Here is a 23,759-nt window from a genome sequence, read left to right as displayed (position 1 = left end):
GGTTTGACCGGCTTGACCCGAATAGGCGCGGAAGAAACAGATCCGGTAAGGAATGGAGCAGCAGATGGCGGGTAATACGTCCCAGCCCGGGTCTTCCGTGCTGGCCCGGGCGCTGAGCATCCTGGACTGCTTCAGCGAGGAGACGCCGTCCCTCGGTTTGCAGCAGATCGCCGCCCGGGCGGCACTGCCGACGTCGACCGCCCACCGGTTGGCCACAGAACTGGTCAGCCACGGCCTGCTTTCGTATGCCGATCAACAGTACTGGATCGGTACCCGGCTGTGGGAGATCGGGGAACTGTCCAGCGTCAGCCTGCACCTGCGCGAATCAGCGCTGCCCTACATGCTGGAACTGTACGAAGCGGCTGCCGAAAATGTGCATCTGGCCGTGCTGTCGGGCAACGAAGCCCTGTACGTGGCGCGGCTGATCGGACACCGGTCGGTGCCCACCGTCAGTCGGATGGGCGGGCGGCTTCCGCTGCACACCACAGGAGTGGGCAAGGTGCTGCTCGCCTTCCAGCAGGATTCCTTTGTCGAGGAGTATCTCGGTGCGGTGCTGGCCCGGCCCACCGCATACTCCGTGGTGTCCGCGCCGAAGCTGCGGGACGAGATTGAGCAGACGCGGGAGCGTGGCTTCGCGCTGACCAGCCAGGAAATGACGCTGGGCAATGTCTCCATTGCAGTTCCTATTTCGGATCCGTCGTCGACGACGTACGCCTCGATCAGCCTGGTGCTGCACACGGCCCGGGGCGACGTGCGCAGGTTCGTGCCGCTGCTGCGCCGCGCCGCGGCGGGAATTTCGGCCGCCATGGAGGAGCATCCCACTCAGTGGGAGTAAGTGATTGCCCGCCTGCGGGGATCCTGACATGGTGAAGCGCAGACCAGCCATCGCGCCGTCGCGCATTACCGCTGTCGGAACGGCGCGCGCCGCACAGACGCCGCACAGACAAAAGGAGATACATGAGCACCGAGACGGTCAACCTGTCCGACCGGGGGGAGGGTTCGCAGGACCAGATTTCGGGCGAGATCCAGGCCAAACACGCCGAGTATCGGCAGAAGCTCGACGCCGGAGCCTCACCGTCCGTGCAACCGGACCTGGATTTCGCCCCGTACCGCAGCAGCATCCTGCGCCATCCCACCAAGAATCTGCGGCACGTTGACCCGGAAGAGATCGAACTGGCTTCTCCGGCCTTCGGCCATACCGATGTTGCCGAGCTGGAGAGCAACCTGACCATCGTGCACAGCGGTGAACCCCTCGGCGAACGGATGGTGGTGCAGGGACGGCTGCTCGACGGCGAAGGACGCCCGGTGCGCAACCAACTCGTCGAAGTGTGGCAGGCCAACGCCGCCGGCCGCTACATCCACAAGCGCGACCAGCATCCGGCACCGATCGACCCGAACTTCACCGGGGCCGGCCGCTGCCTTACCGACGACGACGGGTGGTACCGGTTCCTCACCATCAAGCCCGGCGCCTATCCGTGGAAGAACCACCGCAACGCGTGGCGTCCGGCCCACATCCACTTCTCGGTGTTTGGCACGGCCTTCACGCAGCGGATTGTCACCCAGATGTACTTCCCGGGCGATCCGCTGTTCCCGCTGGACCCGATCTACAACTCGATCGTCGACCAGGACGCCAGGGACCGTCTGGTGGCTAACTTCGACCACAATCTCACCTCGCCGGAATGGGCGCTGGGATATCGCTGGGATATTGTGCTCACCGGGTCCAAATCCACCTGGGTTGAGCCGGAAGGAGACGAAGCATGAGCCCCAATGCATCAAAGCTGTCCCCCACCCCCGGCCAGACCGTCGGACCGTTCTTCGGCTACGCGCTGCCGTACGACGGCGGGGAGAATCTCGTCCCGCCGCACCATCGGGAATCGGTCCGGCTGCATGGATATGTCTACGACGGCGACGGGGACCCGATTCCCGACGCGCTACTGGAGATCTGGCAGGCGGATCAGCACGGGAACATCCCGCGGCAGGAGGGTTCCCTCCATCGCGACGGCTACACCTTCACCGGCTTCGGCCGGGCGGCCACCGACGCGGCCGGGCATTACCAGTTCTCCACCGTGGTCCCGGGATACAAGGACGGATCAGGCAAGGCCCCCTTCATCGCCGCGGCGGTGTTCAGCCGCGGACTGATGAACAAGCTGCACACCAGGATTTACCTGCCGGATCACGCCAGCCGGCACGCGGCCGATCCATTCCTGTCCAGCCTGGAGCCGGAGGAACTGTCCACTGTGGTGGCCGCGCGGGCCGAAGACGGTTCGTTGCAGCATGACATCCACCTGCAGGGTGTGCGGGAGACGGTGTTCCTCGCCTTCGACTGACGAGTGCTCGTCCGCGGGCTACCGCACCTTCTCCCGAAGGAAGCTGACCGCGCGGTTCCAGGCCAGCGCGGCGTCGTCGGGGCGGTAATTCCCTTGCGGGTTCTCGTCATTGTGGAACGCGTGCGGGGCGTCATAGTAGAAAAACTGAACCTCCGCCCCGGACTCGCGGCGGATCTGCTCCTCCTGTGCCCGGGCCGCCTCCACCGGGTACGCGGCATCCTGTTCACCGTAGTGACCCTGCACCGCCGCTCGTACCCCCTCAAAGGAGTCCGGCACGGCGGGCCCGACCCCATAGAACGGCACCGCCGCGCTGATCCGCTCGCCCTGCTGCGCGGCGAGGGCCAGCACGAAACCGCCGCCCATGCAGAAACCGGTAGCGCCCACAGAGGAGCTGGTGACCGCCTCGTGTGCGAGCAGGTAATCGACGGCGCCGGCGAGCAGGCGGGCCCCTTCCGTCTCCGGAAGTTGCGACATCATGTCGGCCGCTTCGGCGCCGTCGTGGGCGATGGAGCCGCCGTACAAGTCAGGGGCCAGGGCCACAAAACCCTCGGCCGCGAGGCGATCGGCGACATTCCGGATGTGGTCGGTCAAGCCCCACCACTCCTGGATAACGATGATGCCCGGGCCGCTGCCCGAGTCGGGAACGGCCAGATAACCGTGGGCCGGCTGCCCGGCGGAATCGAAAGTGACATTCTGATGCGGGGTGTGCTGCGCCAAAGATCCTCCTCGTTCAGCGATACATGCTCAAGACTAGATCAGTTCAATCGTGCATTGAAGGGTCACGCGCGCCCGCGGGTGGGTTTCAGGCTCACCCGCTGCCGGACGGTGCGCCGGTGTCCTTGCCGGACAGTTCCAGGGAGCCCAGTGAAGCGCTGATCATTCCCCGGTACCGCCCGCCGTCGTCCGCGCCTGCATGACCGGCCGGCAGGTGTGTGGCCCGCAGCGCCTTGGAAATGTTGGCTGCGGCGGACTGCAATACCGAGACAATCGGCTGCAGACGCTGTGTGGTGCTGGGCACCACGACACCCAGGGCGGCGATCACCACCTCGTTGGGCCCCCATACGGGCACCGCAATGCCGGTGGCCTCCAGATTCACATACCCAACCCCTGCCGCGTACCCTTCCTGCCGCACGGATGCCAGCACACGGCGCAACTCGGGAGCAGCGGTAATAGTGCGGTCGGTAAAGCGTGGCAGCGAACTGGTAAGCACCTCTTCCTGCAGTGCGGGGGAAGCGTGGGCCAGCAGCACCAATCCGCTGGACGAGGCGTTGAGCGGAACCCGCCCGCCGACCAGCGTCATATTGATCACCGCATCCGGTGCAGATAGCCGCTCCAGGAACAGCACTTCGCGGTCCTGCAGGATACCGAGCTGGGTATGCTGCCGGATTGTCGCATGCACGTCCTGAAGATGCGGCATCGCCAGTTCCCGCAGTCCCAGCGCACCTGGTGCCAGGCAGGCGAGCTCCCAGAGCCGGACGCCAATTCGGTAGGAGCGGTCCGGGAGCCGTTCCAGCAGTCCGTGTTCCTCCAGGTCCGCCGTCAGACGATGCACAGTGGCCATCGGCATGTGCGCTCGTTGGGAAATCTGGGTCAGGGTCAGGCTGGGCGAGTTGAGGTCGAACGCCTCCAGGACCTGCATGAGCCGGTCCAGCACCGGCACGCCGCGCGAGGCTAGAGCCATGAGTTATTCCTTTCAATGGAATCGACCATAGCAGATGTCGTGTGAGCTCGGACATAGTTGAAACTATCGCCCGCAGGGCACGCCCACGCGGTATCAAATGCTCGGAGAATCGGAGAGCCTTGGAGGGTGACGGCGTGTTCGGGCAGGCTGGCTGCTTACGGGAAGGGAGCGAAACCAAATGAGCGGTGAGAGCTTGGAGGAAGCCATACGGCGGTCCGGAAATGTGGTTGAGCTGTTGCGCAACTCGCCGGCCAAGCCAACTATCTTTCCGATCACGCCGGAGTTCACGAACTGGCGGTCCGAGCAGCGCTCGTGGCGCGACACTGTTGCATTGCTCGACCAGTCCCACCACATGACCGACCTGTATATCAACGGCCCCGACGCCCTGCAGCTGCTCAGCGATACGGGCGTGAATAAGTTTGCAAACTTCAAGGTGAACACGGCGAAGCAGTTCGTCGCGGTCAACGCCGACGGGCACTTGATCGGGGACGCGATTCTGGCGTACCTGGCGGAGGGGAGCTTCAACCTCGTCGGGCACCCGACCGTGCTGGACTGGGTGCAGTTCCACCTGGAGGCGGGCAACTATGACGCCACCACCGAACGAGACGACAACTCCCTGGTGCGCACGGGCCCCCCGAAGAACTACCGCTACGAGCTTCAGGGACCGGCCGCGCTCGCCTTGACCGAGAAGCTGATCGGAGGGCCGGCACCGGATGTGAAATTCTTCCACATGACCGGGTTCACCATCGCCGGATGCCAGGTGCGGGCCATCCGGCACGGCATCGCCGGGCAGGCAGGGTTCGAGATCTTCGGGCCATGGGCCGACGGCGAGCGGGTGCGGGATGCGATCCTTGCCGCCGGCGAAGAGTTCGGCCTGCGCCAAGTGGGGGCCAAGGCCTACTCCACCTCGCCGCTTCCCTCCGGATGGGTGCCGACACCGGTGCCGGCCATCTTCACCGGGGAGACGCTCGCGGCATACCGTAAATGGCTTCCGGCCAATGCGGTGGGTTCCCTCGGTGGAAGCTTTGCTTCCCCAAACATCGCCGATTACTATGTCACGCCGTGGGACCTCAACTACGGCCGGGTCGTCTCGTTTGACCATGACTTCATCGGCCGTGATGCGCTGGAACGGATGCGGGACAACCCGCCGCGGGAGAAGGTCACGCTGGTCTGGAACAGCGACGACGTGGCCGACGTTTTCAAATCCCTCGGTTCTGACGGGCTGCCGGCAAAGTACTTCGATCTGCCCAAGGCCCGCTACGCGTTCTATCAGGTTGACCAGGTGCTCGCCGACGGGGCGGGCGTGGGGCTGTCCTTCGACTGCGGCTACGCCACCAACGAGCAGGCCTTCATCTCGCTGGCAACGATTGACAAACGGCATGCCGAACCGGGCACGCAGGTCAGCGTGCTCTGGGGCGAGGATCCCAACTCCGCCAAGCCTCAGGTCGAGGCACACCGCCAAGTCGAGATTCGAGCGACAGTGGCGCCGGTGCCGTACTCCGATTTCGCCCGCCAAACCTACCGCTCCAATTGACCGGGACATCACCGGGAGCCGGTGATATCTTGTCAACAAGAATGTTGACGATTAATTCCTGAGGGAAGGGAAGTTCAAATGGCTGACCAACATGCTGCATCGTCCGGGGGCGACGTTCCTGCACTGCTGAACGACTTCTCTTTGGAAATGACGGGCAAGGATGTCTCCGCGCTGGAGGATGCGGCCCCGCTGATGCCCGCCGGTACCCGGGTTTCGGTGACCTTTCTGGGGAACGAGGACCTGCAGATGCGCGTCGATGCGGCGGCTGCGGTCAGGCGGTTGGGGTTCGTGCCGGTGCCGCATATTTCCGCGCGCCGGCTGGGCTCGCAGGCAGAGTTCGAGCAGTTTCTGGAGGCGTTGGCAACGGCGGCGGCGCCACAGGACGTGTTCGTGGTCGGTGGAGACCCGGCCGAACCACAGGGCCCCTACGAGGACGCGCTGTCGCTGATCCGCACCGGTTTGCTCGGTCAGTATGGATTCAAGCATGTTGCCTTCGGCGGGTATCCGGAGGGGCATCCGGAGATCAGCGACCAGCGGCTGTGGGAGGCGGTCACCGACAAGTATGCGGCAGCCGCCGAACAGGGGCTGGAGCCGTCCATCATCACCCAATTCGGTTTCGACGCCGACCCCGTCTTTGCATGGTTGTCCGAGTTGCGCCGGCGGGGAGTGGATGCACCCGTGCGGATCGGCGTGCCCGGACCGGCCGGAGTGAAACGTCTGCTGACCTATGCCCGCCGGTTTGGGGTGGGCACTTCGGCCGGCATCGTGCAGAAGTATGGGTTCTCGTTGACCAACCTGCTCGGTACCGCTGGCCCGGAGCGGATTATCCGCGAATTCGCCTCCCGCCACAATCACGACGAACACGGGCAGATGTTGCTGCATTTCTATACGTTCGGCGGGATAAAGACGACGGCTGATTGGGTCCGGACTTTTCGCGAGGACCCCGGCGGACACTGATTTTCGCCCCGCCGACGGGAGCGCCCCATAGATTCGGCACCGTCATCGGTGCCCATACAGAGAGGATGAACCATGAGCGCGAAGAATCTGCAGGACGTATTGGATGCTGCCGGGAACACTGTCGAGTTGCTGCGCAATTCCCAAATCGGTGCCTACGTCTACCCGGTCGTGCCGCCGGAGTTTACCAACTGGCGCAGCGAACAGCGGGCCTGGCGGGAGACGGCGGTGCTCTATGACCAGACCCATCATATGGATAACTTGTTCATGAAGGGTCCGGATGCTTTGAAGCTGATTTCCGATACCGCGATTAATAGCGTCGAGAAGTTTCCGGTGAACAAGGCCAAGCAGTACGTGCCGACGACGCCGGCCGGGCATGTGATTGGTGACGGGATCCTGTTCCACGAGGCCGAGGACGAGTTCGTGTATGTGGGCCGGTCCCCGGCGGCGAACTGGCTGCTCTACCACGGCCAGACCGGCGGGTATGACGTGGAGATTGAGGTCGACCGGCGCTCGCCGTCGCGGCCGATGGGTAAGCCGGTCTCGCGCAAGTACTGGCGCCTGCAGATCCAGGGCCCGAATGCGTGGAAGATCATCGAGAAGGTCAATGGCGGGCCGGTGGAGCAGCTGAAGTTCTTCAACATGGACTACATGAATGTGGCCGGTCAGCGGGTGCGCACGCTGCGTCACGGGATGGCCGGGGCTCCGGGGCTGGAGTTGTGGGGCCCGTATGAGTCCTACGACACGGTCCGCGAGACCATCCTGGACGCCGGCGCCGAATTCGGGATGCTCGCCGTCGGCGGCCGCGCCTACCCCTCCAACACGCTCGAATCCGGGTGGATCCCCTCGCCGTTGCCGGCGATCTATACGGGCGAGCAGATGCGCGGCTACCGCGAATGGCTCGGCGCCGACAGCTATGAGGCGGTGAACGCGGTGGCCGGTTCGTTCGTATCGGACAATATCGAGGACTACTACCTGAATCCGTGGGAGCTGGGTTACGGGTCGTTTGTGAAGTTCGACCACGACTTCATCGGCCGGGAGGCGCTCGAGCAGGTGGATCCGGCCGCCCAGCGCAAGAAGGTCACCCTGGCCTGGAACGCCGAGGACATGACGAAGATCTTCGCCTCACAATTCGACACCGAAGGCGACAACTACAAATACTTCGACCTGCCGCTGGCCAACTATGGTTCGTCGAATTACGATGCGGTGGTCGACGCCGACGGCAAGACTGTCGGGGTGTCGATGTTCACCGGTTATAGTGCCAATGAGAAGCGGGCGCTGTCGCTGGCCACTGTCAATCCCGACGTCGAGATCGGCACCGAGGTGACGGTGATCTGGGGCGAGCCCGACGGCGGCACCGACAAGACCACCGTCGAACCGCACCGGCAGATCGAAGTCCGTGCCATCGTCAGCCCGGTGCCCTACTCAGTCACCGCCCGCAACGAATACCGCGGCGGCTGGCGCACCGCACAAGAAGCCTGATGTACTCGTGACGATGTCCCAGCAGATGTACAGACCCGCACCCGGGGAGCCCGATGACCACCAGGCCGATCGTGGCTGCTTAATCGTCCAGGGGGCCGACCGGCCGGGAATTGTCGCAACGGTCACCTCGGTGCTCACCCGCCACGGTGCGAACATCGTCTCCCTCGACCAGCACACCAACGACCCCGAGGGGGGACGGTTTTTCCAGCGTACGGTTTTCCATTTGCCGAACCTGTCGGCGCTGCGCCCGCAGCTGGAAGCCGAGTTGGATAAGGCCATTGCCCAAGGGCTGGATCTGTCCTGGAAACTGACTGAGGCCCGGCACCGCAAGCGCGTGGCCATTTTCGTGTCCAAGTCAGATCATTGCCTGCTGGATTTGCTGTGGCGCCAGCGGCGCGGGGAATTGCCGATGAATATCACCATGGTGGTCTCCAACCATGCCGATCTGGCCGAGGACGTGCGGCCGTTCGGGATTCCCTATTTCCACATCCCGGTGGACAAGGACAACAAGGCCGACGCCGAACGCCAGCATTTGGAGCTGCTCAAGGGCAACGTCGATCTTGTGGTGCTGGCCCGCTACATGCAAATCATTTCGCCGGACTTCCTCGGTGATGTCGGGGTGCCGGTGATCAATATCCACCATTCGTTCCTGCCCGCATTCATTGGCGCCGGCCCCTACCAGAAGGCCAAAGACCGCGGAGTGAAGCTCATCGGAGCGACGGCGCACTACGTTACCGAAGAGCTCGACGAAGGGCCGATTATCGAACAGGACGTCGTGCGCGCCTACCACACCGACACCACCCGGGATCTGGCCCGGCGCGGGGCCGACGTCGAACGTCTTGTGCTGTCGCGGGCTGTTGCCTGGCACTGTGACGACCGGGTGCTGCGGGACGGCAACACCACAGTAGTGTTCTGATCAACGAGCGAGGCCGCTGCGGGAAGGTGCCGGAGCCACTGCTCCCGACACCTTCCCGCAGGCCGGCGACCGTCAGCCGGTCGGCCAGGTACAGCCAGCCGGGGTCAAGCCGGTCGGCCGAGTCGCCCCTGGCGCGTACTTAGCCACCGAAGGAATCGGCCGGCTGATATCCGTTTCCGGTCCAGCCCGTGATGGCCACTTCACCAACCGGTGCCCTGTTGGTCGTGGTATTGACCTGCAGGCCGTCCAGCAGCAACGGTGCCTCGAAGCCTTCGATGCTACGCACCGCCTCCATGAAGGACTTCTGGGTTGGCTCTTCCATCAAAGTAAAGGCCTGCTCAAGGGTGGCAGCAGTGGCGTAACCCCAGGCACAGTGCGGGATGATCGTGTCGATCTTCGGCGAGTACTCTTCCATATCCGACAGGAACTGCTTCACATCCTCATCCCCGGCATACTCCTCGCTGGTGAATGGCTTGGTGAAAGCACTGGTGTACACGGCCGGGAATGCGTCCGCGTTGCCCGGTTCGAGCACCTGGTCCGGCTGCGAAGCGACCGACGCCAGGAAGATGGCGGGCGTCCATCCCAACTGCTGGGCGCGCACCATCGATGAGGCGGTCAGCGCCGGGACCGTGTTCGCCGAGAAGAAGACATCCGCGTTGCTGTTGGCCAGCTCAGCGATCTGGGCATCGACCGTGGAATCGCCCGGCTCGAACGTTGCCCGCGCCACGATCTTCACGTTGGTCCCCTGAACGGCTTCCTCCAGCCCCTGGACGTAGGCCTTGCCGGCGTCGTCATTCTGCGCCAGCACCGCCACTGTCACCGGCTCGCCCGACTCAACGAGGAACTTGCCGAACGAGTTACCTTCGGTGTGATAGGTCGGCATCCAGCCAATGGTCCATGGGTGTTCGTCGGGGTTCTGGCTGAACGTGGGATTGCCGGAGGCGACGAAGACTTGCGGAAACTCTTCCTTGTTGGCCACCGGCATGATCGCCAGATTCGTGCGGGTGCCCAGCCCGTTGACCTCGGCAAATGCGCCTTCGTTCATGATCTGCCGGAAGTTGGACACTGCCTTGGCCGGATCGTAGGCATCGTCGTAGGCGTTGATCTCGACAGTGCGGGTGTTGCCGTCACCGAACTCAATGCCGCCGTCGGCGTTCGCCGCCTCGAAGTAGGCTTCCATGCCCTTGAGGGAACATGTGCCCGGAGCTCCCGCCACCCCACTGAGTGATGTGGTCGTGCCGAGTGTGATGGTGTTCTCGTCGATGCCCTGCGAGCTGCCGGCGGCGGTGTTGGTGGGGCCTTCTCCGCCTCCGCCTCCGCCGCCGTCGTCGTTCCGTCCGCATCCGGTCAACGCCAGCGACGCGACGGCCGCCAGCGCAACGGCACTCTTGGTGCCGCGGCTGAAGTTTTTTGTGGTGCTCATGACTTTCCTCCTACTGTTTCCAAGGGCGAAGCAGATGGTTGCGAAACACTTGCCTCATGATGTGACCTTTCCGGCCGACGATTCAGTTGCCTGGTCGTCCCCGCCGCCCGGCTGCTGCTGCCGTCCGGTGCGTCTGCCCATCAACCGACGCAGCACACGCGGCAGGGTCACGACCCCGCCCGGGGCCAGGAACAGGATCAGCAGCAGCGCCGCACCGTAGACGATCGGGGTATGCGAGGGATCGATCTGGCCGGCCACGACTGGAATGAAGACGTAGAAGACGCCGCCGAACAGGGATCCGATAATGCTCGCGGAGCCGCCAATGATCATCGCGGCCAGCAGGTTGATGCCCACGATGAAGCTCAGCGTCGCCGGGGACATATATTGGACCGCGGCCAGGTAGAGGAAGCCGGCAACTCCGCCATAGGCCGAGGCAATGGTGAAGGCGAGGACCTTGTACTTGTAGCTCGATATGCCCATTGAGGTGGCAACTGCCTCGTTGTCCCGCACAATGGCAAAGGCCCGTCCGATCCGGCCGCGGGTCAGATTCCATGCCAGCACGAAGAACACCAAGGCGATGGCACCGACGATATAATAGCGCCACTGGTCATCGGCCAGCCCGGTCCACTCGGGCGCGGACATCCATTGCACGGTGATCCCCGCCGACCCGCCGGTGATGTCGGTCAGCCGCTTGGCCAGCGGGTCGGCGATGATCGGCAGCGAGATGGTCACCATGGCGATCGAAGCACCCTTCAGCCGTACCGCCGGCAGGGCGATGAGCAGGCCGACAGCCCCGGGAATGACGGCGGCCAGAAGGAAGACCAGCGGGACGGGCCAGCCTTCAGTGACCCCGTAGGCGGTCACGTAGGCGCCGAGGCCGAGGAACGCGCTCTGGCCCAGCGAAATTTGTCCGGTGTACCCGGTGATGATGTTGACGCCGAGGATCGCCACGCCCATCACCGCGATCATTGTCAGCTGGTAATTGGCGTAGGGGACCAGCTCCAGTGGCGCCAGCACCGCGGCCAGTGCCAGCACGGCGATCACCGATATGCGGAACCAGCGGCGCTTGAAGATGGTCCGGTTCATACCCGCACCACCTCTTTTTGGCCGAAGAGACCCTGCGGGCGGACGAGGAGAATAATGAACATCGCGATCAGCGGCACCGCGATTTTCAAATCGTCGCCGATGATGGTGATGTAATGGCCGGCCAGATTCTCGACGACGCCGATCAGCATCGCCGCAACGACGGCACCCAGGGGGCTGTTCAATCCGCCGAGGATGGCCGCCGCCAGCGCGTAGACCAGCACCTGGTCCAGCATGTGCGGATCCAGGAAGACCTTCGGGGCGATCAGGGCACCGGCCAGCGCGCCCAGTGCTGCGGCGAGTCCCCAACCGACCATCAGGAGGTTTCCGACCGGAATGCCCGACAGCGAACTGGATTCGGGGTTGTCCGCAACGGCCCGCAGCGCCAGCCCGAGCTTGGTCTTTTTGAACAGCAGCTGAAGGCCCAGCACGACCAGCAACAGCACGGCAATATTGCCCAGGGACTGGTAGCTGACGAACGCGCCCGCGATGTTTAAGGTCCCCAGCGGGAACAACGACGGGAATTCGACGGCCGTGTATCCCCAGAACAAACCGGCCAGCCCGGTAAACAGCACCAGCAGGCCAACGGTGACGATCACGGCGGTGTGCTCGGACCCCTGCTCGAACCGGCGGATCACCAGCCGCTCGACGGCGGCGCCCATCACCATGGAGATCACGATGGTCACCAGGATGGCCACCGGTGCAGGCAGGCCCACCTGCCACATCGACCAGGCCAGGAACGTGGACATCACGGCCATGGCGCCCTGCGCGAAATTGATCATGCCGGTTGCGCGGTGCACCAGGACAATGGCCAGGGCCAAGGCCGCATAAATCGCTCCGTTGGCCAAGCCATCGACCACCAACTGCAGGAAGATTGAATCCACCGCTCAACCTCCCAGGTAGGCTTCGCGGATGGCATCCATACCCATCAGCTCGTCGCGTGTGCCGGCCAGCGCGACGTGGCCGGTTTCCAGCACGATGGCCTCCTCGACGATGGAGAAAGCCAAAGCCGCATTTTGTTCCACCACCACCATCGACAGGCCACTGTGGCGCCGGAGTTCAGCAATCGCTTCGTAGACGCCTTGCGCCGTGCTCGGGGCCAGCCCCAGCGAGGGCTCGTCAAGCAGCATCAACTCCGGTTTCGACATGAAGGCCCGGCCAATCGCCAGCAGCTGCTGTTCCCCGCCTGACAGCGCCGCCGCAAGGTTGTTCCGTCGTGCGGCCAATTGCGGAAACAGCTCAAAGTAGTGTTCGAGATCAACGGCAACACCCCGCGAATCCTTCCGGCGGTACGCTCCGACCAACAGGTTGTCCCGGACACTGAGGCGTGCCAGCGTGCCGCGTCCCTGGGGAACATGGGAGATTCCCAGCCCTGCCACCTGGTCGGGTCGCAGGCCTGTGATTTTCCGGCCGTTGAAGGTGACCTGACCGCCGGTCTTGACCATGCCGCTGACCGCCCGCAGCGTCGTCGTCTTACCTGCCCCGTTGGCGCCCAGGATGCCGACGGCGCCACCGGGCTCAACCTTGAGGCCGATCCCGTGCAGCACCTCTGCCTTGCCGTACGCTGCCGTCACGTTGTCCAGCTCCAGAACGGGCATTAAGCCGCCTCCCCGCCCAGATAAGCTTCGACCACACGAGGATCCCGCTGTGCCTCCGCGGCTGTTCCCTCCATTAGCTTCCGCCCCTGATTCAGCACGGCGACCCGGTCAGTGATGGCAGAGATCAGCCCCATGTGATGTTCGACGACGATCATGGTCAAGCCGAACTCGGAGCGGAGGTTCCTGAGCCAGGCGATCAAGTCTTCGACTTCGCTATGCGACAAGCCGGCCGCCGGTTCATCGAGCAGCAACAGCTTTGGTCTGCTCAGCAACGCCCGGCACAGCTCAACCCGCTTGTGCAGGGCATGCGGAAGCTCGCCGGCCATCGTCCCGGCCGCCCAATCCAGATCCAGGCGTTCGAGCGTCTCGTGAGCCTGTTGCCGGATCCTCCGCTCCTGCCGCACTATGTGCGGCGGCCGCAGCGCCCAGGATAATGCGCCGCCGGTCAGCCGGCAGTGGCCGCCCAGCAGTACGTTGTCCAGGACAGTCGAGTGCAGCTGAAGGGCAGGGTGCTGAAACGTCCGTGCCAGTCCAATGTGCGCCAGCTTCGACGGCGCCCGCGGGAGTACATCCTCTCCATCGATGGATACCGACCCGGCAGAGGGTTTGTAATGGCCGCTGATGCAGTTGAACAGGGATGTCTTTCCCGCCCCGTTGGGCCCGACCAGGCCAAAAATCGTCGACGGTTCAACATCGAAGGACACCGACTCCAACACGGTGATTCCGCCGAACTGCAGGAAGACGTCAGCGACGCTCAGCCTCGCGCTCACAGCACACACTCGTTGCGGAGCACATCCGTGCCTATGAGGGACGATAGGCGGGCCGTTGTCAGCATGAAGTAGTCGAGCACGATCTGACTTCCTCCCGATGCGTTGCGATGAGCGGTCCTGCGACCTGCGATCCGAGATAGTCGACAAGAATGTTGACATTGACGCTAACGATGTGACACAAATCATGTCAAGGTAATCATCCAAAGAGTTACTGGTTTGATACGTCTCTCAGGCGGGAGGGGAGGGGGCCAATGGCTGCAGCCGGCTATGCGTTCCGGCGCCCGTTTCATCACCCCGAGGCGCGGGGCGGGAGTCTGCCCCGGCCGCGCACGGAGCACCTGCCGGACATGGTGATTGATCGGGATGTTGCCGTGCCGACGTCGTCGTCGGCGACGATTCGGGTGGACGTCTACCGGCCGGAGGGCGGCGAACCCGCGGCACCCCTGATCAGCTGGTCGCCGTATGGCAAGCACATCACCGAACAGTTGGGCGTGGTTCGCCCGGCCAGCGGCGTCGCCAGCTGGTCCGACCAGGGGCTGCACAGCCGGGGAACCCTGGAGGGGTTCCGCCGGATCTCCTCTGAGCGGAAATGGCTGCACGTGCACGGCCGCAAGAAGTGGGCGGAGTACTACCGGCCGGAAAACGTGGAGCGCCAGCGGGCCTTCTTCGACCACTTCCTGCTCGGCCGGGACACGGAGCTGGATAAGTGGCCTCCGGTGCGGGTCGAAGTGCGGGACAGCTATTATGCAGGGCGCAACTACGACGCCGGCAGCTGGCCACTGCCGCAGGTCCATCACCGGCCGCTGTACCTGAACGCGGCAACGGCCACCCTGGATGACGCCGCCCCGGAGGTCGAACAAACCGCCGGCTATGACGGACTGGGAAGCGGCCTGCGCCCGCACCGTCTCGAGTTCCAGCGGATATTCGACCGGGACATCATGCTCGTCGGGCATATGAAGGCCCGGTTGTATATGTCGGCTCCGGAAGCGGCCGACATGGACGTCTTCGTGGCGGTGTTCAAGAGGGACGGCAACGGCGACGTCGTCGGGTTTCCCTACTATGCGATCTTCGACGACGGCCCGGTTGCGGCCGGCTGGCAGCGTGCCTCGCACCGGGAGCTGGACCCGGCCCGCTCGACGCCGTATCACCCTGTGCTGGCACATCGCCGGGAACTGCCCCTGCCGGACGATCAACCAGTGAAGCTGGAGATTGAAATCCTCCCGTCGGGCACCCGCTTCGCCGCCGGCGAGGCTCTGGTGCTGGTGGTGCAGGGGTCGGACGTGATGCGCTACCCGAAACCGGCGCTCTACGCCCGCCACGAAGAATCCGTCAATCGGGGTCCGCATGTTGTGCATGCCGGCGGCCAGTACGATTCCCACCTGCTCATTCCGGTATTCGGGGACGAGAGGTGAGCAGCCACAGCGGATTCAAACCCTGCCCATATTCAAACCATAATTGTTGACAATAATGGTGTGGGTTGGTTGACTGAAATCGAAGCGCTTGCCCCGCGACACCCAAGGAGTATCCATGAGTGATTCCCAGCCGGCCCTGTTGGTAGTCAGCGCCCACGCGGGTGATTTCGTCTGGCGGGCGGGTGGAGCTATTGCCGCCGCCGCCCGCCGGGGCGAGCGCGCCGTCGTCGTCTGCCTCTCCTATGGAGAGCGCGGCGAGTCGGCCCGCGCGTGGCGGGAGGGCAAGGGCCTCGACGAGATCAAGGCGATGCGCCGCGGCGAAGCCGAAGATGCCGCGGCCGCGCTGGGAGCGGAAGTCGAGTTCTTCGACGCCGGGGACTATCCGCTGGTGGAATCCCGGGAGGTGGTGGACCGGCTGGTGCGCCTCTATCGCGACGTCAGCCCCACCGTTGTGCTCACACACCCGCTGGCCGACCCGTACAACGGGGACCATCCGGCGGCGGCCCGGATGGCACTGGATGCCCGGGTGCTGGCCCAGGCGATTGGCTACGATGCACCAGGCGAGCCGCTGGGGGCGCCGCCGGTGTTCTTCTTCGAGCCCCACCAGCCCGAGCAGTGTGACTTCAAGCCGAATGTCCTGCTGGATATCACCGACGCCTTTGCCGCCAAGCGCAAGGCCATGGAGTGCCTGGCTGCGCAGCAGCATATGTGGGATTACTACACCGACCTTGCCGCACGCCGCGGGGTGCAGCTCACGCGCAATGCCGGTCCGAACCTCGGCTTCACCACCGAGACCAAGGGCGAGGCGTATATGCGCTACTACCCCCAGGTAGCCAGGGAGCTGGCATGAGGAACGTCATTGTGACCGATCCGCCGCGCGCGGACCTCGCCGACGTCGATGCGCTGGCGGGCTACGGCGTCGCCACCGCCCACGAGGCGATGGGCCGCACCGGGCTCGCCGGGCCGCACCTGCGGCCCATCCAGTCGGGAGTGCGGGTCGCCGGCACCGCCGTGACCGTCCTGTGCTGGCCTGGCGACAACCTGATGGTCCACGCCGCCATTGAACAATGCCGTCCGGGCGACATGCTGGTGGTGACGACGACGTCGGACTGCGTCGACGGCCTGTTCGGCGAATTATTCGCCACCGCGGCCCAATATCGGGGCGTGCGCGGGGTGGTGACCTCCACCGGTGTGCGCGATGTCGCCGAACTGGAGCAGTTGAACTTTCCCGCCTGGTCTGCGGCAGTGCACGCGCAGGGGACGGTCAAGGCAACGGCGGGTGCGGTGAATGTGCCGATCACCCTGGGCCGCGCAGTGGTGCGTCCGGGAGACGTGATCGTTGCCGACGACGACGGCGTGCTGTGCGTGCCGAGGCTGCAGGCCGGGCGGGCCGTCGAGGCGTCCGCCGCCCGGGTTGCCAAGGAAGCGGCGACGCGGGCCGCCTTCAATGAGGGCCAGCTCGGGCTGGATCGTTATGGGTTGCGGCCGTTGCTCGAGCAGCTGGGCGTCGAATACGTGGCGGCCGAGGACTATGCAGAGTAGCCAGGGCAGCCAGGGCAGTGACGGAATCCGTTGCCTGCTGATGCGCGGGGGTACTTCCAAGGGCGCCTATTTCCTGGCCGATGATTTGCCCGCCGACCCGGCCGAGCGGGACGAGCTGCTGCTGCAGATCATGGGCAGCCCGGATGAGCGGCAGATCGACGGCATCGGCGGGGCGCATCCGTTGACCAGCAAGGCGGCGGTGATCTCGCCGTCGACGGATGGAAACAGCGACGTGGATTATCTGTTCCTGCAGGTCAGCGTGGACAAGGCCGAGGTATCCGATCGCCAGAACTGCGGCAACATCCTGGCCGGGGTCGGCCCCTTCGCCGTCGAACGCGGCTTGGTGGCCGCGCAACGGGGAACGACGCCGGTGCGGATCCGGATGCTCAATTCCGACAGCATCGCCACCGCCAGCTTTCCCACCCCGGACGGAACGGTTGAGTATCGGGGCGGGGCCTCGATCGACGGCGTTCCGGGCACGGCGGCGGGCATTACATTGGCCTTCGAGGATACCGCCGGGTCCTCGACCGGGGCCTTGCTGCCGACCGGACACGAATCCGACGTCGTCGATGGCATCCGGGCCACCTGCGTCGACAACGGCATGCCATCGGTGCTGATGCAAGCCTCCGACCTGGGAGTGGACGGTACCGAAAGTCCCGCCGAGCTTGAGGCAATGCCCGAATTGGCCGACCGACTGGCCCGGATCCGGGTCGAAGCCGCAGCCTTGATGGGCATGGGGGACGTCAGCGAATCCACTGTACCCAAGCTGGTGTTGCTCTCTGCGCCGCACCATGGCGGGGCCATCAACACCCGCAGCTTCCTGCCCGTACGGTGCCACACCTCCATTGGCGTCCTCGGCGGCACCACGGTGGCCGCCGGAGTCCAGCTGCCCGGCGCCGTCGGGCATCAGCTGGCCGACCTGCCGCCGGCTGGTGAGCCGTTGCGGCTGGAGCACCCGACCGGGTACCTGGATGTCGGAGCCGAACTGGCAGACGGCCCGTCGGGAATCACCACCCGGTCCTCGACGGTGCTCCGCACCGCACGCAAGCTGTTCGACGGCGTCGTCTTTCCCCGGTGACTGCCCAAGCGCGAGAAGAAGGAGAAAACAATGAACGAAGCGTTTCACGACATCGCCCACATGGGCCATGTCGAGCTGCTGACCTCCGAGTTCGACAAGAGCCACTGGTTCTTCACGGACCTGCTGGCCTTCCGGGAAGTGGCGTGGGACGGCGATTCGGTGTATCTGCGCTCCTGGGACGACTACGAGCGGTACACGCTCAAACTGGTCCCCAGCAGCAAATCGGGCATCGGGGCCGTGGCCATTCGCACGGTCAGCGAAGAGGCCCTGAACCGGCGCGTGGCAGCCATCGAAGCCTCCGGTCGCGGCGTCGGCTGGCGCGAGGGCAGCCACGGAATTGGCAAGACCTACGCGTTTACCGACCCGGACGGCCACCCGATGGAGATCTACTACGAGAGCGAATGGCATGTGCCCTCGGAAGCGACCCGACCGGCGCTGAAGAACCAGGCCGACCGGTTCCCGGGCCACGGCGTCAACGCCCGCAGGCTGGACCACGTCAACTTCCTGGGCGTGGACGTCGAGGCCAACGGCGAGTTCGTCAACGAGGTCCTCGGCGGGCGGGCCACCGAGCAGATCCGGCTGGATAACGGCCGGCTCGCTGCGCAGTGGTTCTCGTTCACGAACAAGTCCTATGACCTGGTCTATTCCAGCGACCACACCGGAACACACGGACGGCTGCATCACCTGGCATTCGCCGCCGACACCCGCGAGGACATCCTCAAGGCGGCCGATATCTTTTTGGAGAACGGCATCCATATTGAGACCGGACCGCACAAGCACGCCATTCAGCAGACGTTCTTCCTCTACGTGTATGAACCCGGCGGGAACCGGATCGAGTTCTGTAACCCGGGGGCGCGGTTGATCCTGGCGCCGGACTGGAAGACCATCGAGTGGAGCGAAGCCGAACGTGCCAAGGGACAGGCCTGGGGGCTGAAGACGATCGAGTCTTTCCATACCCATGGAACTCCGCCGGTCGACTAACCTAGTGCATTATTGTCAACGTATTGGTTAGCGGTCCCGACGTTACGGAGTTTCCTTCACCATGGCCAGCACTGTGCAGTCCTCGCAGCAGGGCACCCGCAAGAAGTCCACAGACTCGGCCGCCGTCGTCGCCGGGCTGAGGGAATCGATCAGTCGAGGCGAGCTGGTGCCCAACCAGCGGCTGATCGAGACGGATATCAGCCACGAGTTCAACGCGAGCCGGGCAACCGTGCGGGCCGCGCTCGCCGAACTGACCACTGAGGGCCTGGTTGAGCGTATCCAAAACCGGGGGGCGAGGGTCCGTGCCGTGTCCGTGGCCGAAGCCGTTGAGATTATTGAGGTCCGCGGTGCGCTGGAAGGGATATGCGCGGCGAAGGCGGCCGAACTGGTCACCGACGAGGACATTGACGAATTGCGGACCCTGGCGCGGACCATGACCGAGGCAGTCACCTCCGGCGACCTGCTGCAGTACTCGGAGTGGAATAAAACCCTGCACCGCCGGATTGTCGAGCTGAGCGGTCAGCAAACGGCCGCCGGACTCATTTCCCGGCTGCGCGGCCAGAACGTGCGCCATCAGTTCCGGCTGGTGATGCAGCCGGGCCGTCCGTCGGTGTCGCTGTCCGAGCATGTCGACATCATCGATGCGGTATGCGCCCGGGATCCCCAGCGTGCCGCTGCCGTGATGGAGCAGCATTTGCAAAGCGTCGCAGATGCGATCGTGAAGGCTTCCGACAGCCCTCGCCAGTAGCCGGTGCATCTTCCGGAACCTACCGGACCCTACCGGAGCCGGCGGAGTTGTCAGTGTCCCTCGGACCGGTCCGCAGTGGCCTCGGGCGGGCCATCGGCCAGGCTGCGGAGCCAGCTCAGGGTGCCTTCGGTGATCCATGTCGGTGAGTCGAGGGTGTGCAGATGCTCTATCGCCCCTTCCATCTCATGCATGCGGCGTCCGGCATGCAAGCGGGTGCCGGTAATCAGCCGTTCAACCAGTTGTGCGCCGTCCGGGCCCAGCTCGGCGGCGATCTGGTCACGCATCCAGGAACCGGCATCACTCTTCTCCGCGGCGGTGACACTCTCATAGACCAAACCGGCCAGGCCCTTCATGAAGACACTGCGCAGCAGTTTCCGGCCCGCGGCTTCCCCTGCCTCACCGGGGACGACGTCGATCGGCACGCCCAATGGCGCGATCCGCTCGGCCAGCAGATCCGCGCCGTCTCCGCTGGCCAGCAGCGGTGTCAGGCTTCCGTTCCGCGGTACCGGTGCCATCACGGCGACGTCGGCAAAGAGTATCCCGCAACCGGCAACGATCCGGGCGAGTTCCCGCTTCAAATCCGGCCCGCCAGTATTGAAATCAGCGAAAACGGCCGACGGCGCCATGGCGGCAGCGGCTTCGGCGGTGACGTCTTTGGCGGCGGCGGCGCCGGCCAGGCTAATCACGACGTCGGCACCGGAGACAGCGGCAGGCAAACTGGAGGCGAGCCGGACGTCGGGCAGCTCCGGTGACACATAGGGATCGAAACCGGTCACTTCTCCGCCCCGCTGTGCGAGACCTTCAGCGTAGAGGCTTCCAGCCTCCCCCAAGCCCAAAATGGTGATCTGCATGCTCAACCCTAACCCTCTCGCGCCGTGTGGCGCACGGATGGTCTGAAATAACGTCAACAATCCTGTTGACGCTTGTTTCTACAGCTTATAGGTTAGCAACATCACATCAACTGCCCGGCAACGTAGTGATTTCCGGCTGTACGAGCGCCCCGCATGGAAAGTCCGGGCCAAGTCTATGAGGAGAGGACGAGCATTCCATGAGTGCAAAGAATCTGCAGGATGTTTTGGATGCTGCCGGGAACACTGTTGAGTTGCTGCGCAATTCCCAGATGGGTGCTTATGTTTATCCCATTGTGCCGCCGGAGTTTACGAACTGGCGCACGGAAGTGCGGGCCTGGCGGGAGTCTGCGGTGTTGTATGACCAGACCCATCATATGGATAACTTGTTCATGAAGGGTCCGGATGCTTTGAAGTTGATTTCCGATACCGCGATTAATAGCGTCGAGAAGTTTCCGGTGAATAAGGCCAAGCAGTACGTGCCGACGACGCCGGCGGGGCATGTGATTGGTGACGGGATCCTGTTCCATGAGGCCGAGGACGAGTTTGTGTATGTGGGTCGGTCCCCGGCGGCGAACTGGCTGCTCTATCACGGTCAGACCGGTGGCTATGATGTGGAGATTGAGGTCGACCGGCGTTCGCCGTCGCGGCCGATGGGCAAGCCGGTCTCGCGCAAGTACTGGCGCCTGCAGATCCAGGGCCCGAATGCGTGGAAGATCATTGAGAAGGTCAATGGCGGTCCGGTGGAGCAGTTGAAGTTCTTCAACATGGACTATATGAATGTGGCCGGACTGCGGGTGCGGACCCTGCGTCACGGGATGGCCGGCGCTCCCGGGCTGGAGCTGTGGGGCCCGTACGAGTCCTATGATACGGTCCGCGAGACCATCCTGGACGCCGGTGCCGAGTTCGGGATGCTCGCCGTCGGCGCGCGTGCTTATTCGTCCAATACGCTGGAGTCGGGGTGGATCCCGTCGCCGTTGCCGGCGATCTATACGGGCGAGCAGATGCGCGGGTACCGCGAATGGCTCGGCGCCGACAGCTATGAGGCGGTGAACGCGGTGGCCGGTTCGTTCGTGTCGGACAATATTGAGGATTACTACTTGAATCCGTGGGAGCTGGGTTATGGGTCGTTTGTGAAGTTCGATCACGACTTCATTGGACGCCAGGCGCTCGAGCAGGTGGATCCGGCCGCGCAGCGCAAGAAGGTCACCCTGGCCTGGAACGCCGAGGACATGACGACGATCTTCGCCTCACAGTTCGACACGGAGAACGTCAGCTATAAGTATTTCGATCTGCCCAACGCTAATTACGGTTCCTCGAACTACGATTCCGTCGTCGATGCCGATGGAACGAACGTGGGTTTGTCCCTCTTTACTGGTTATAGTGCCAATGAGAAGCGGGCGCTGTCGCTGGCGACCGTGAACCCGGATGTGGAGATCGGAACCGAGGTCACGGTGATCTGGGGCGAGCCCGACGGCGGCACCGACAAGACCACCGTCGAGCCGCACCGGCAGATCGAAGTGCGCGCCATCGTCAGCCCGGTGCCGTACTCGGTCACCGCCCGCAACGAATACCGCGGCGGCTGGCGCACCGCACAAGAAGCCTGACCTGACCCGGGCAGCCAAGATCCGCCGATGTCCCTGTGCCTTACGCCTCCGACTGTTCGCGAGGCACGGGCGGCGTCGTCCTCAGCCCTCAGGCGGAAGGGCGAGGCTATGAGTGTCCATGAATTCACGGATCCCTTCAATGCCCATTTCGCGTCCCATGCCGGATCCCTTGAACCCGCCGAAGGGGACACGTTCATCGAGGGCGTGGGCTCCGTGGTTATTGACGAATACGTAACCCGCCATTAACTGATTGCCAACAGCGGCGGCCCTGGTGCGGTCCTGCGTCCACACCGAGGCACATAGCCCGGCCCAGGTGTCATTGGCCGCTGCTATGGCGTGGTCGTCCTCGTCAAACGGGATAATGGGGATGGTGGGCCCGAACTGCTCTTCAGTCACGACCCCGAGATTCGGATCGGGATCCAGGACCAAGGTTGGACGCAGGAAGTTCCCCTCGGCCAGGGACGTATCGGCGGGCAATTGTCCGAATTCGCGGACTTCGGCACCTGCCGCGCGGGCTTCGTCAACGAGATCTGCGACAAACTTCTTTTGCGCCCCCGAGTGCAGCGGCCCCATGGTTGTTCCCGCATCTGTGCCGCGCCCCAGGACGGTGTGCTCCAAACGCGCACTGAGGCCGTCAATAACCTGCTGGTAGCGGGACCGATGTACATAAAGGCGTTTGGCCGCCATGCAAATCTGCCCGGTACTGTCGAAAACCCCGTGGAAGAGACCGTCCAGAGCCGCGTCGCTGAGATCGGCGTCGTCGAGGATCAGCGCCGGGTCGTTGCCTCCTAGTTCCAGAGTCACCCGCGTCAGCGTGCCGGAGGCCATTGACATAATTCGCTTGCCGCCACCCGGACTTCCCGTGAAGCACACTTTTGCAACATCCGGCGATGACACCAAAGCCTCGCCGATTTCATCATCCTTGCCCGTCACCACGTTGAGCACTCCGGGCGGCAACTGCTCGGCGACCCGCTGGACGACACGAGTGGTGGCCAATGGGGCGGACGGCGGAGGCTTGACCACTACGGTGTTGCCCGTGATCAGCGCGTAGGGCAGGGACGCCGCCAGGATGGCCAAAGGCCAGTTGAACGGAACGATAATTGTCACGACGCCGAGCGGTTTGTAGCTGACGGTGGTGTCGGCGGGAGGACCCGGCAGCACCGTTGTGGTTGCCACTTCGTTCGCAAGCCCCGAGGCCAGACCAAAACGGGCGTTGAACACCATCAGGTCGATAGCGGCTTCCATTAGGATCTTGCCGTTCTCGCGGGACAAGATGGCGGCGTCTTCCTCTTTGAAGCTTTCGAGCACGTTCAGTGCCGCATCCAGTTGTCCGCCACGTTCTTGTGGAGAGCGGGCGGCCCATGCCGGGAAGGCGGCCTTCGCGGCCGCGGCCGCCGACAACGCCTCGTCGCGGGAAGCTGCGGCCGCGACGCCGACGGGTGAGCCGGGATCGGCCGGGTTCTGCACTGTCATCTCGCCGGCACCGGGGGAGGCCTGGCCGTTGATAAACAGCCCGGTGCGCACCTCTTGTTCTACATCGTGCAGTGTCATGGCTAACTCCGTCGTTGTATGTGGCGTAGGCGCACATTCCAGGAGCACTTCAGGAAGGACATCAGCGCCTGCGGCATTGGATGTATTGACCTAATCAAGAAGACGCAATCTTGTCAACGATTTTGTTGATGACCGGTGAGCAAGCGTCCGGGCAGGGAGTCTTCCTGACAGTGGCACCGAGTGGACGCGGGTCGGGATATCGTAGGCAGAGATTTTCCGCAACA

The 23,759-nt window shown here is 64.1% G+C and carries 23 protein-coding genes; 14 read left to right on the top strand and 9 right to left on the bottom strand.

Annotation, left to right across the window (positions count from 1 at the left end):
• Positions 1-64: 64 nt before the first annotated feature.
• The 3 genes from H535_RS0112975 to pcaG all read left to right on the top strand — a co-directional run bounded on the left by H535_RS0112975 (position 65) and on the right by pcaG (position 2,327).
• Complete coding sequence (locus H535_RS0112975; protein WP_026819888.1) at positions 65-835, top strand: IclR family transcriptional regulator; 771 nt, start codon at positions 65-67, stop codon at positions 833-835.
• A gap of 122 nt (positions 836-957) precedes the next feature.
• Positions 958-1,761 (top strand): protocatechuate 3,4-dioxygenase subunit beta, encoded by an 804-nt coding sequence (gene pcaH, locus H535_RS25315; protein ID WP_035769548.1) that lies wholly within the window; start codon positions 958-960, stop codon positions 1,759-1,761.
• Positions 1,758-2,327 carry a protocatechuate 3,4-dioxygenase subunit alpha gene (gene pcaG, locus H535_RS0112965; protein ID WP_026819887.1) on the top strand — a complete coding sequence of 190 codons (570 nt, stop codon included), beginning with the start codon at positions 1,758-1,760 and terminating at the stop codon, positions 2,325-2,327. The genes pcaH and pcaG overlap by 4 nt, the downstream gene beginning before the upstream one ends.
• Positions 2,328-2,345: 18 nt before the next feature.
• Here pcaG and H535_RS0112960 read toward each other — a convergent pair whose 3' ends face one another.
• Complete coding sequence (locus H535_RS0112960; protein WP_026819886.1) at positions 2,346-3,044, bottom strand: dienelactone hydrolase family protein; 699 nt, start codon at positions 3,042-3,044, stop codon at positions 2,346-2,348.
• A 91-nt stretch (positions 3,045-3,135) separates the two neighbouring features.
• On the bottom strand, positions 3,136-4,008 hold the full coding sequence (locus H535_RS25310) for an IclR family transcriptional regulator (protein ID WP_081416672.1): 873 nt from the start codon (positions 4,006-4,008) through the stop codon (positions 3,136-3,138).
• Positions 4,009-4,186: 178 nt separating this feature from the next.
• Here H535_RS25310 and H535_RS0112950 point away from each other — a divergent pair, with 178 nt between their 5' ends.
• The 4 genes from H535_RS0112950 to purU all read left to right on the top strand — a co-directional run bounded on the left by H535_RS0112950 (position 4,187) and on the right by purU (position 8,894).
• Entirely contained in the window at positions 4,187-5,542 is a 1,356-nt protein-coding gene (locus H535_RS0112950) for an aminomethyltransferase family protein (protein WP_026819885.1), read from the top strand.
• A 78-nt stretch (positions 5,543-5,620) separates the two neighbouring features.
• Entirely contained in the window at positions 5,621-6,499 is an 879-nt protein-coding gene (locus H535_RS0112945; RefSeq protein ID WP_051299217.1) for a methylenetetrahydrofolate reductase, read from the top strand.
• A 72-nt stretch (positions 6,500-6,571) separates the two neighbouring features.
• Entirely contained in the window at positions 6,572-7,978 is a 1,407-nt protein-coding gene (ligM, locus tag H535_RS0112940; RefSeq protein WP_026819883.1) for a vanillate/3-O-methylgallate O-demethylase, read from the top strand.
• 13 nt (positions 7,979-7,991) lie between these two features.
• Positions 7,992-8,894, top strand: coding sequence for a formyltetrahydrofolate deformylase (gene purU, locus H535_RS0112935; RefSeq protein ID WP_026819882.1), 903 nt, complete (start codon positions 7,992-7,994; stop codon positions 8,892-8,894).
• A 139-nt stretch (positions 8,895-9,033) separates the two neighbouring features.
• Here purU and H535_RS0112930 read toward each other — a convergent pair whose 3' ends face one another.
• Genes H535_RS0112930 through H535_RS0112910 form a run of 5 tightly spaced genes read right to left on the bottom strand, consistent with a single transcriptional unit; the run spans position 9,034 to position 13,768 of the window.
• Positions 9,034-10,317, bottom strand: coding sequence for an ABC transporter substrate-binding protein (locus tag H535_RS0112930; protein ID WP_026819881.1), 1,284 nt, complete (start codon positions 10,315-10,317; stop codon positions 9,034-9,036).
• A 54-nt stretch (positions 10,318-10,371) separates the two neighbouring features.
• Complete coding sequence (locus tag H535_RS25305; RefSeq protein WP_051299215.1) at positions 10,372-11,403, bottom strand: branched-chain amino acid ABC transporter permease; 1,032 nt, start codon at positions 11,401-11,403, stop codon at positions 10,372-10,374.
• Positions 11,400-12,284, bottom strand: coding sequence for a branched-chain amino acid ABC transporter permease (locus tag H535_RS0112920; protein WP_026819880.1), 885 nt, complete (start codon positions 12,282-12,284; stop codon positions 11,400-11,402). Before H535_RS0112920 ends, H535_RS25305 begins: the two co-directional genes overlap by 4 nt.
• A gap of 3 nt (positions 12,285-12,287) precedes the next feature.
• Positions 12,288-12,998 carry an ABC transporter ATP-binding protein gene (locus H535_RS0112915; RefSeq protein WP_026819879.1) on the bottom strand — a complete coding sequence of 237 codons (711 nt, stop codon included), beginning with the start codon at positions 12,996-12,998 and terminating at the stop codon, positions 12,288-12,290.
• On the bottom strand, positions 12,998-13,768 hold the full coding sequence (locus H535_RS0112910; RefSeq protein ID WP_026819878.1) for an ABC transporter ATP-binding protein: 771 nt from the start codon (positions 13,766-13,768) through the stop codon (positions 12,998-13,000). The genes H535_RS0112915 and H535_RS0112910 overlap by 1 nt, the downstream gene beginning before the upstream one ends.
• Positions 13,769-14,019: 251 nt before the next feature.
• Between H535_RS0112910 and H535_RS25300 the strand changes: the two genes are divergently transcribed.
• The 6 genes from H535_RS25300 (at position 14,020) to H535_RS25295 (ending at position 19,529) form a co-directional block, all read left to right on the top strand.
• Entirely contained in the window at positions 14,020-15,180 is a 1,161-nt protein-coding gene (locus H535_RS25300) for a CocE/NonD family hydrolase (protein ID WP_081416670.1), read from the top strand.
• A gap of 115 nt (positions 15,181-15,295) precedes the next feature.
• Positions 15,296-16,030 carry a PIG-L deacetylase family protein gene (locus H535_RS0112895; RefSeq protein WP_026819877.1) on the top strand — a complete coding sequence of 245 codons (735 nt, stop codon included), beginning with the start codon at positions 15,296-15,298 and terminating at the stop codon, positions 16,028-16,030.
• The gene (locus H535_RS0112890) at positions 16,027-16,722 is read left to right on the top strand and encodes a 4-carboxy-4-hydroxy-2-oxoadipate aldolase/oxaloacetate decarboxylase (protein ID WP_026819876.1); all 696 of its coding nucleotides are present in this window, start codon (positions 16,027-16,029) and stop codon (positions 16,720-16,722) included. The genes H535_RS0112895 and H535_RS0112890 overlap by 4 nt, the downstream gene beginning before the upstream one ends.
• Positions 16,712-17,800: a 4-oxalomesaconate tautomerase gene (locus H535_RS0112885; RefSeq protein ID WP_035769544.1), complete on the top strand. Its 1,089-nt coding sequence runs from the start codon at positions 16,712-16,714 to the stop codon at positions 17,798-17,800. The genes H535_RS0112890 and H535_RS0112885 overlap by 11 nt, the downstream gene beginning before the upstream one ends.
• A gap of 30 nt (positions 17,801-17,830) precedes the next feature.
• Positions 17,831-18,781 carry a VOC family protein gene (locus H535_RS0112880; protein ID WP_026819874.1) on the top strand — a complete coding sequence of 317 codons (951 nt, stop codon included), beginning with the start codon at positions 17,831-17,833 and terminating at the stop codon, positions 18,779-18,781.
• A 61-nt stretch (positions 18,782-18,842) separates the two neighbouring features.
• Positions 18,843-19,529: a GntR family transcriptional regulator gene (locus H535_RS25295; RefSeq protein ID WP_081416669.1), complete on the top strand. Its 687-nt coding sequence runs from the start codon at positions 18,843-18,845 to the stop codon at positions 19,527-19,529.
• A 50-nt stretch (positions 19,530-19,579) separates the two neighbouring features.
• Here the strand turns inward: H535_RS25295 and H535_RS25290 are convergent, their stop codons facing one another.
• On the bottom strand, positions 19,580-20,380 hold the full coding sequence (locus H535_RS25290; protein WP_035769542.1) for an NAD(P)-dependent oxidoreductase: 801 nt from the start codon (positions 20,378-20,380) through the stop codon (positions 19,580-19,582).
• Positions 20,381-20,577: 197 nt separating this feature from the next.
• Here H535_RS25290 and ligM (H535_RS0112865) point away from each other — a divergent pair, with 197 nt between their 5' ends.
• Positions 20,578-21,984 (top strand): vanillate/3-O-methylgallate O-demethylase, encoded by a 1,407-nt coding sequence (gene ligM / locus H535_RS0112865; RefSeq protein WP_026819873.1) that lies wholly within the window; start codon positions 20,578-20,580, stop codon positions 21,982-21,984.
• A gap of 81 nt (positions 21,985-22,065) precedes the next feature.
• Here ligM (H535_RS0112865) and H535_RS0112860 read toward each other — a convergent pair whose 3' ends face one another.
• Entirely contained in the window at positions 22,066-23,535 is a 1,470-nt protein-coding gene (locus H535_RS0112860) for an aldehyde dehydrogenase family protein (RefSeq protein WP_026819872.1), read from the bottom strand.
• Between the last annotated feature and the right edge of the window lie 224 nt (positions 23,536-23,759).

The organism is Arthrobacter castelli DSM 16402 (genome assembly GCF_000430705.1).
Taxonomy (GTDB): domain Bacteria; phylum Actinomycetota; class Actinomycetes; order Actinomycetales; family Micrococcaceae; genus Arthrobacter_C; species Arthrobacter_C castelli.
This window is presented reverse-complemented; position numbering and strand designations above follow the sequence as displayed.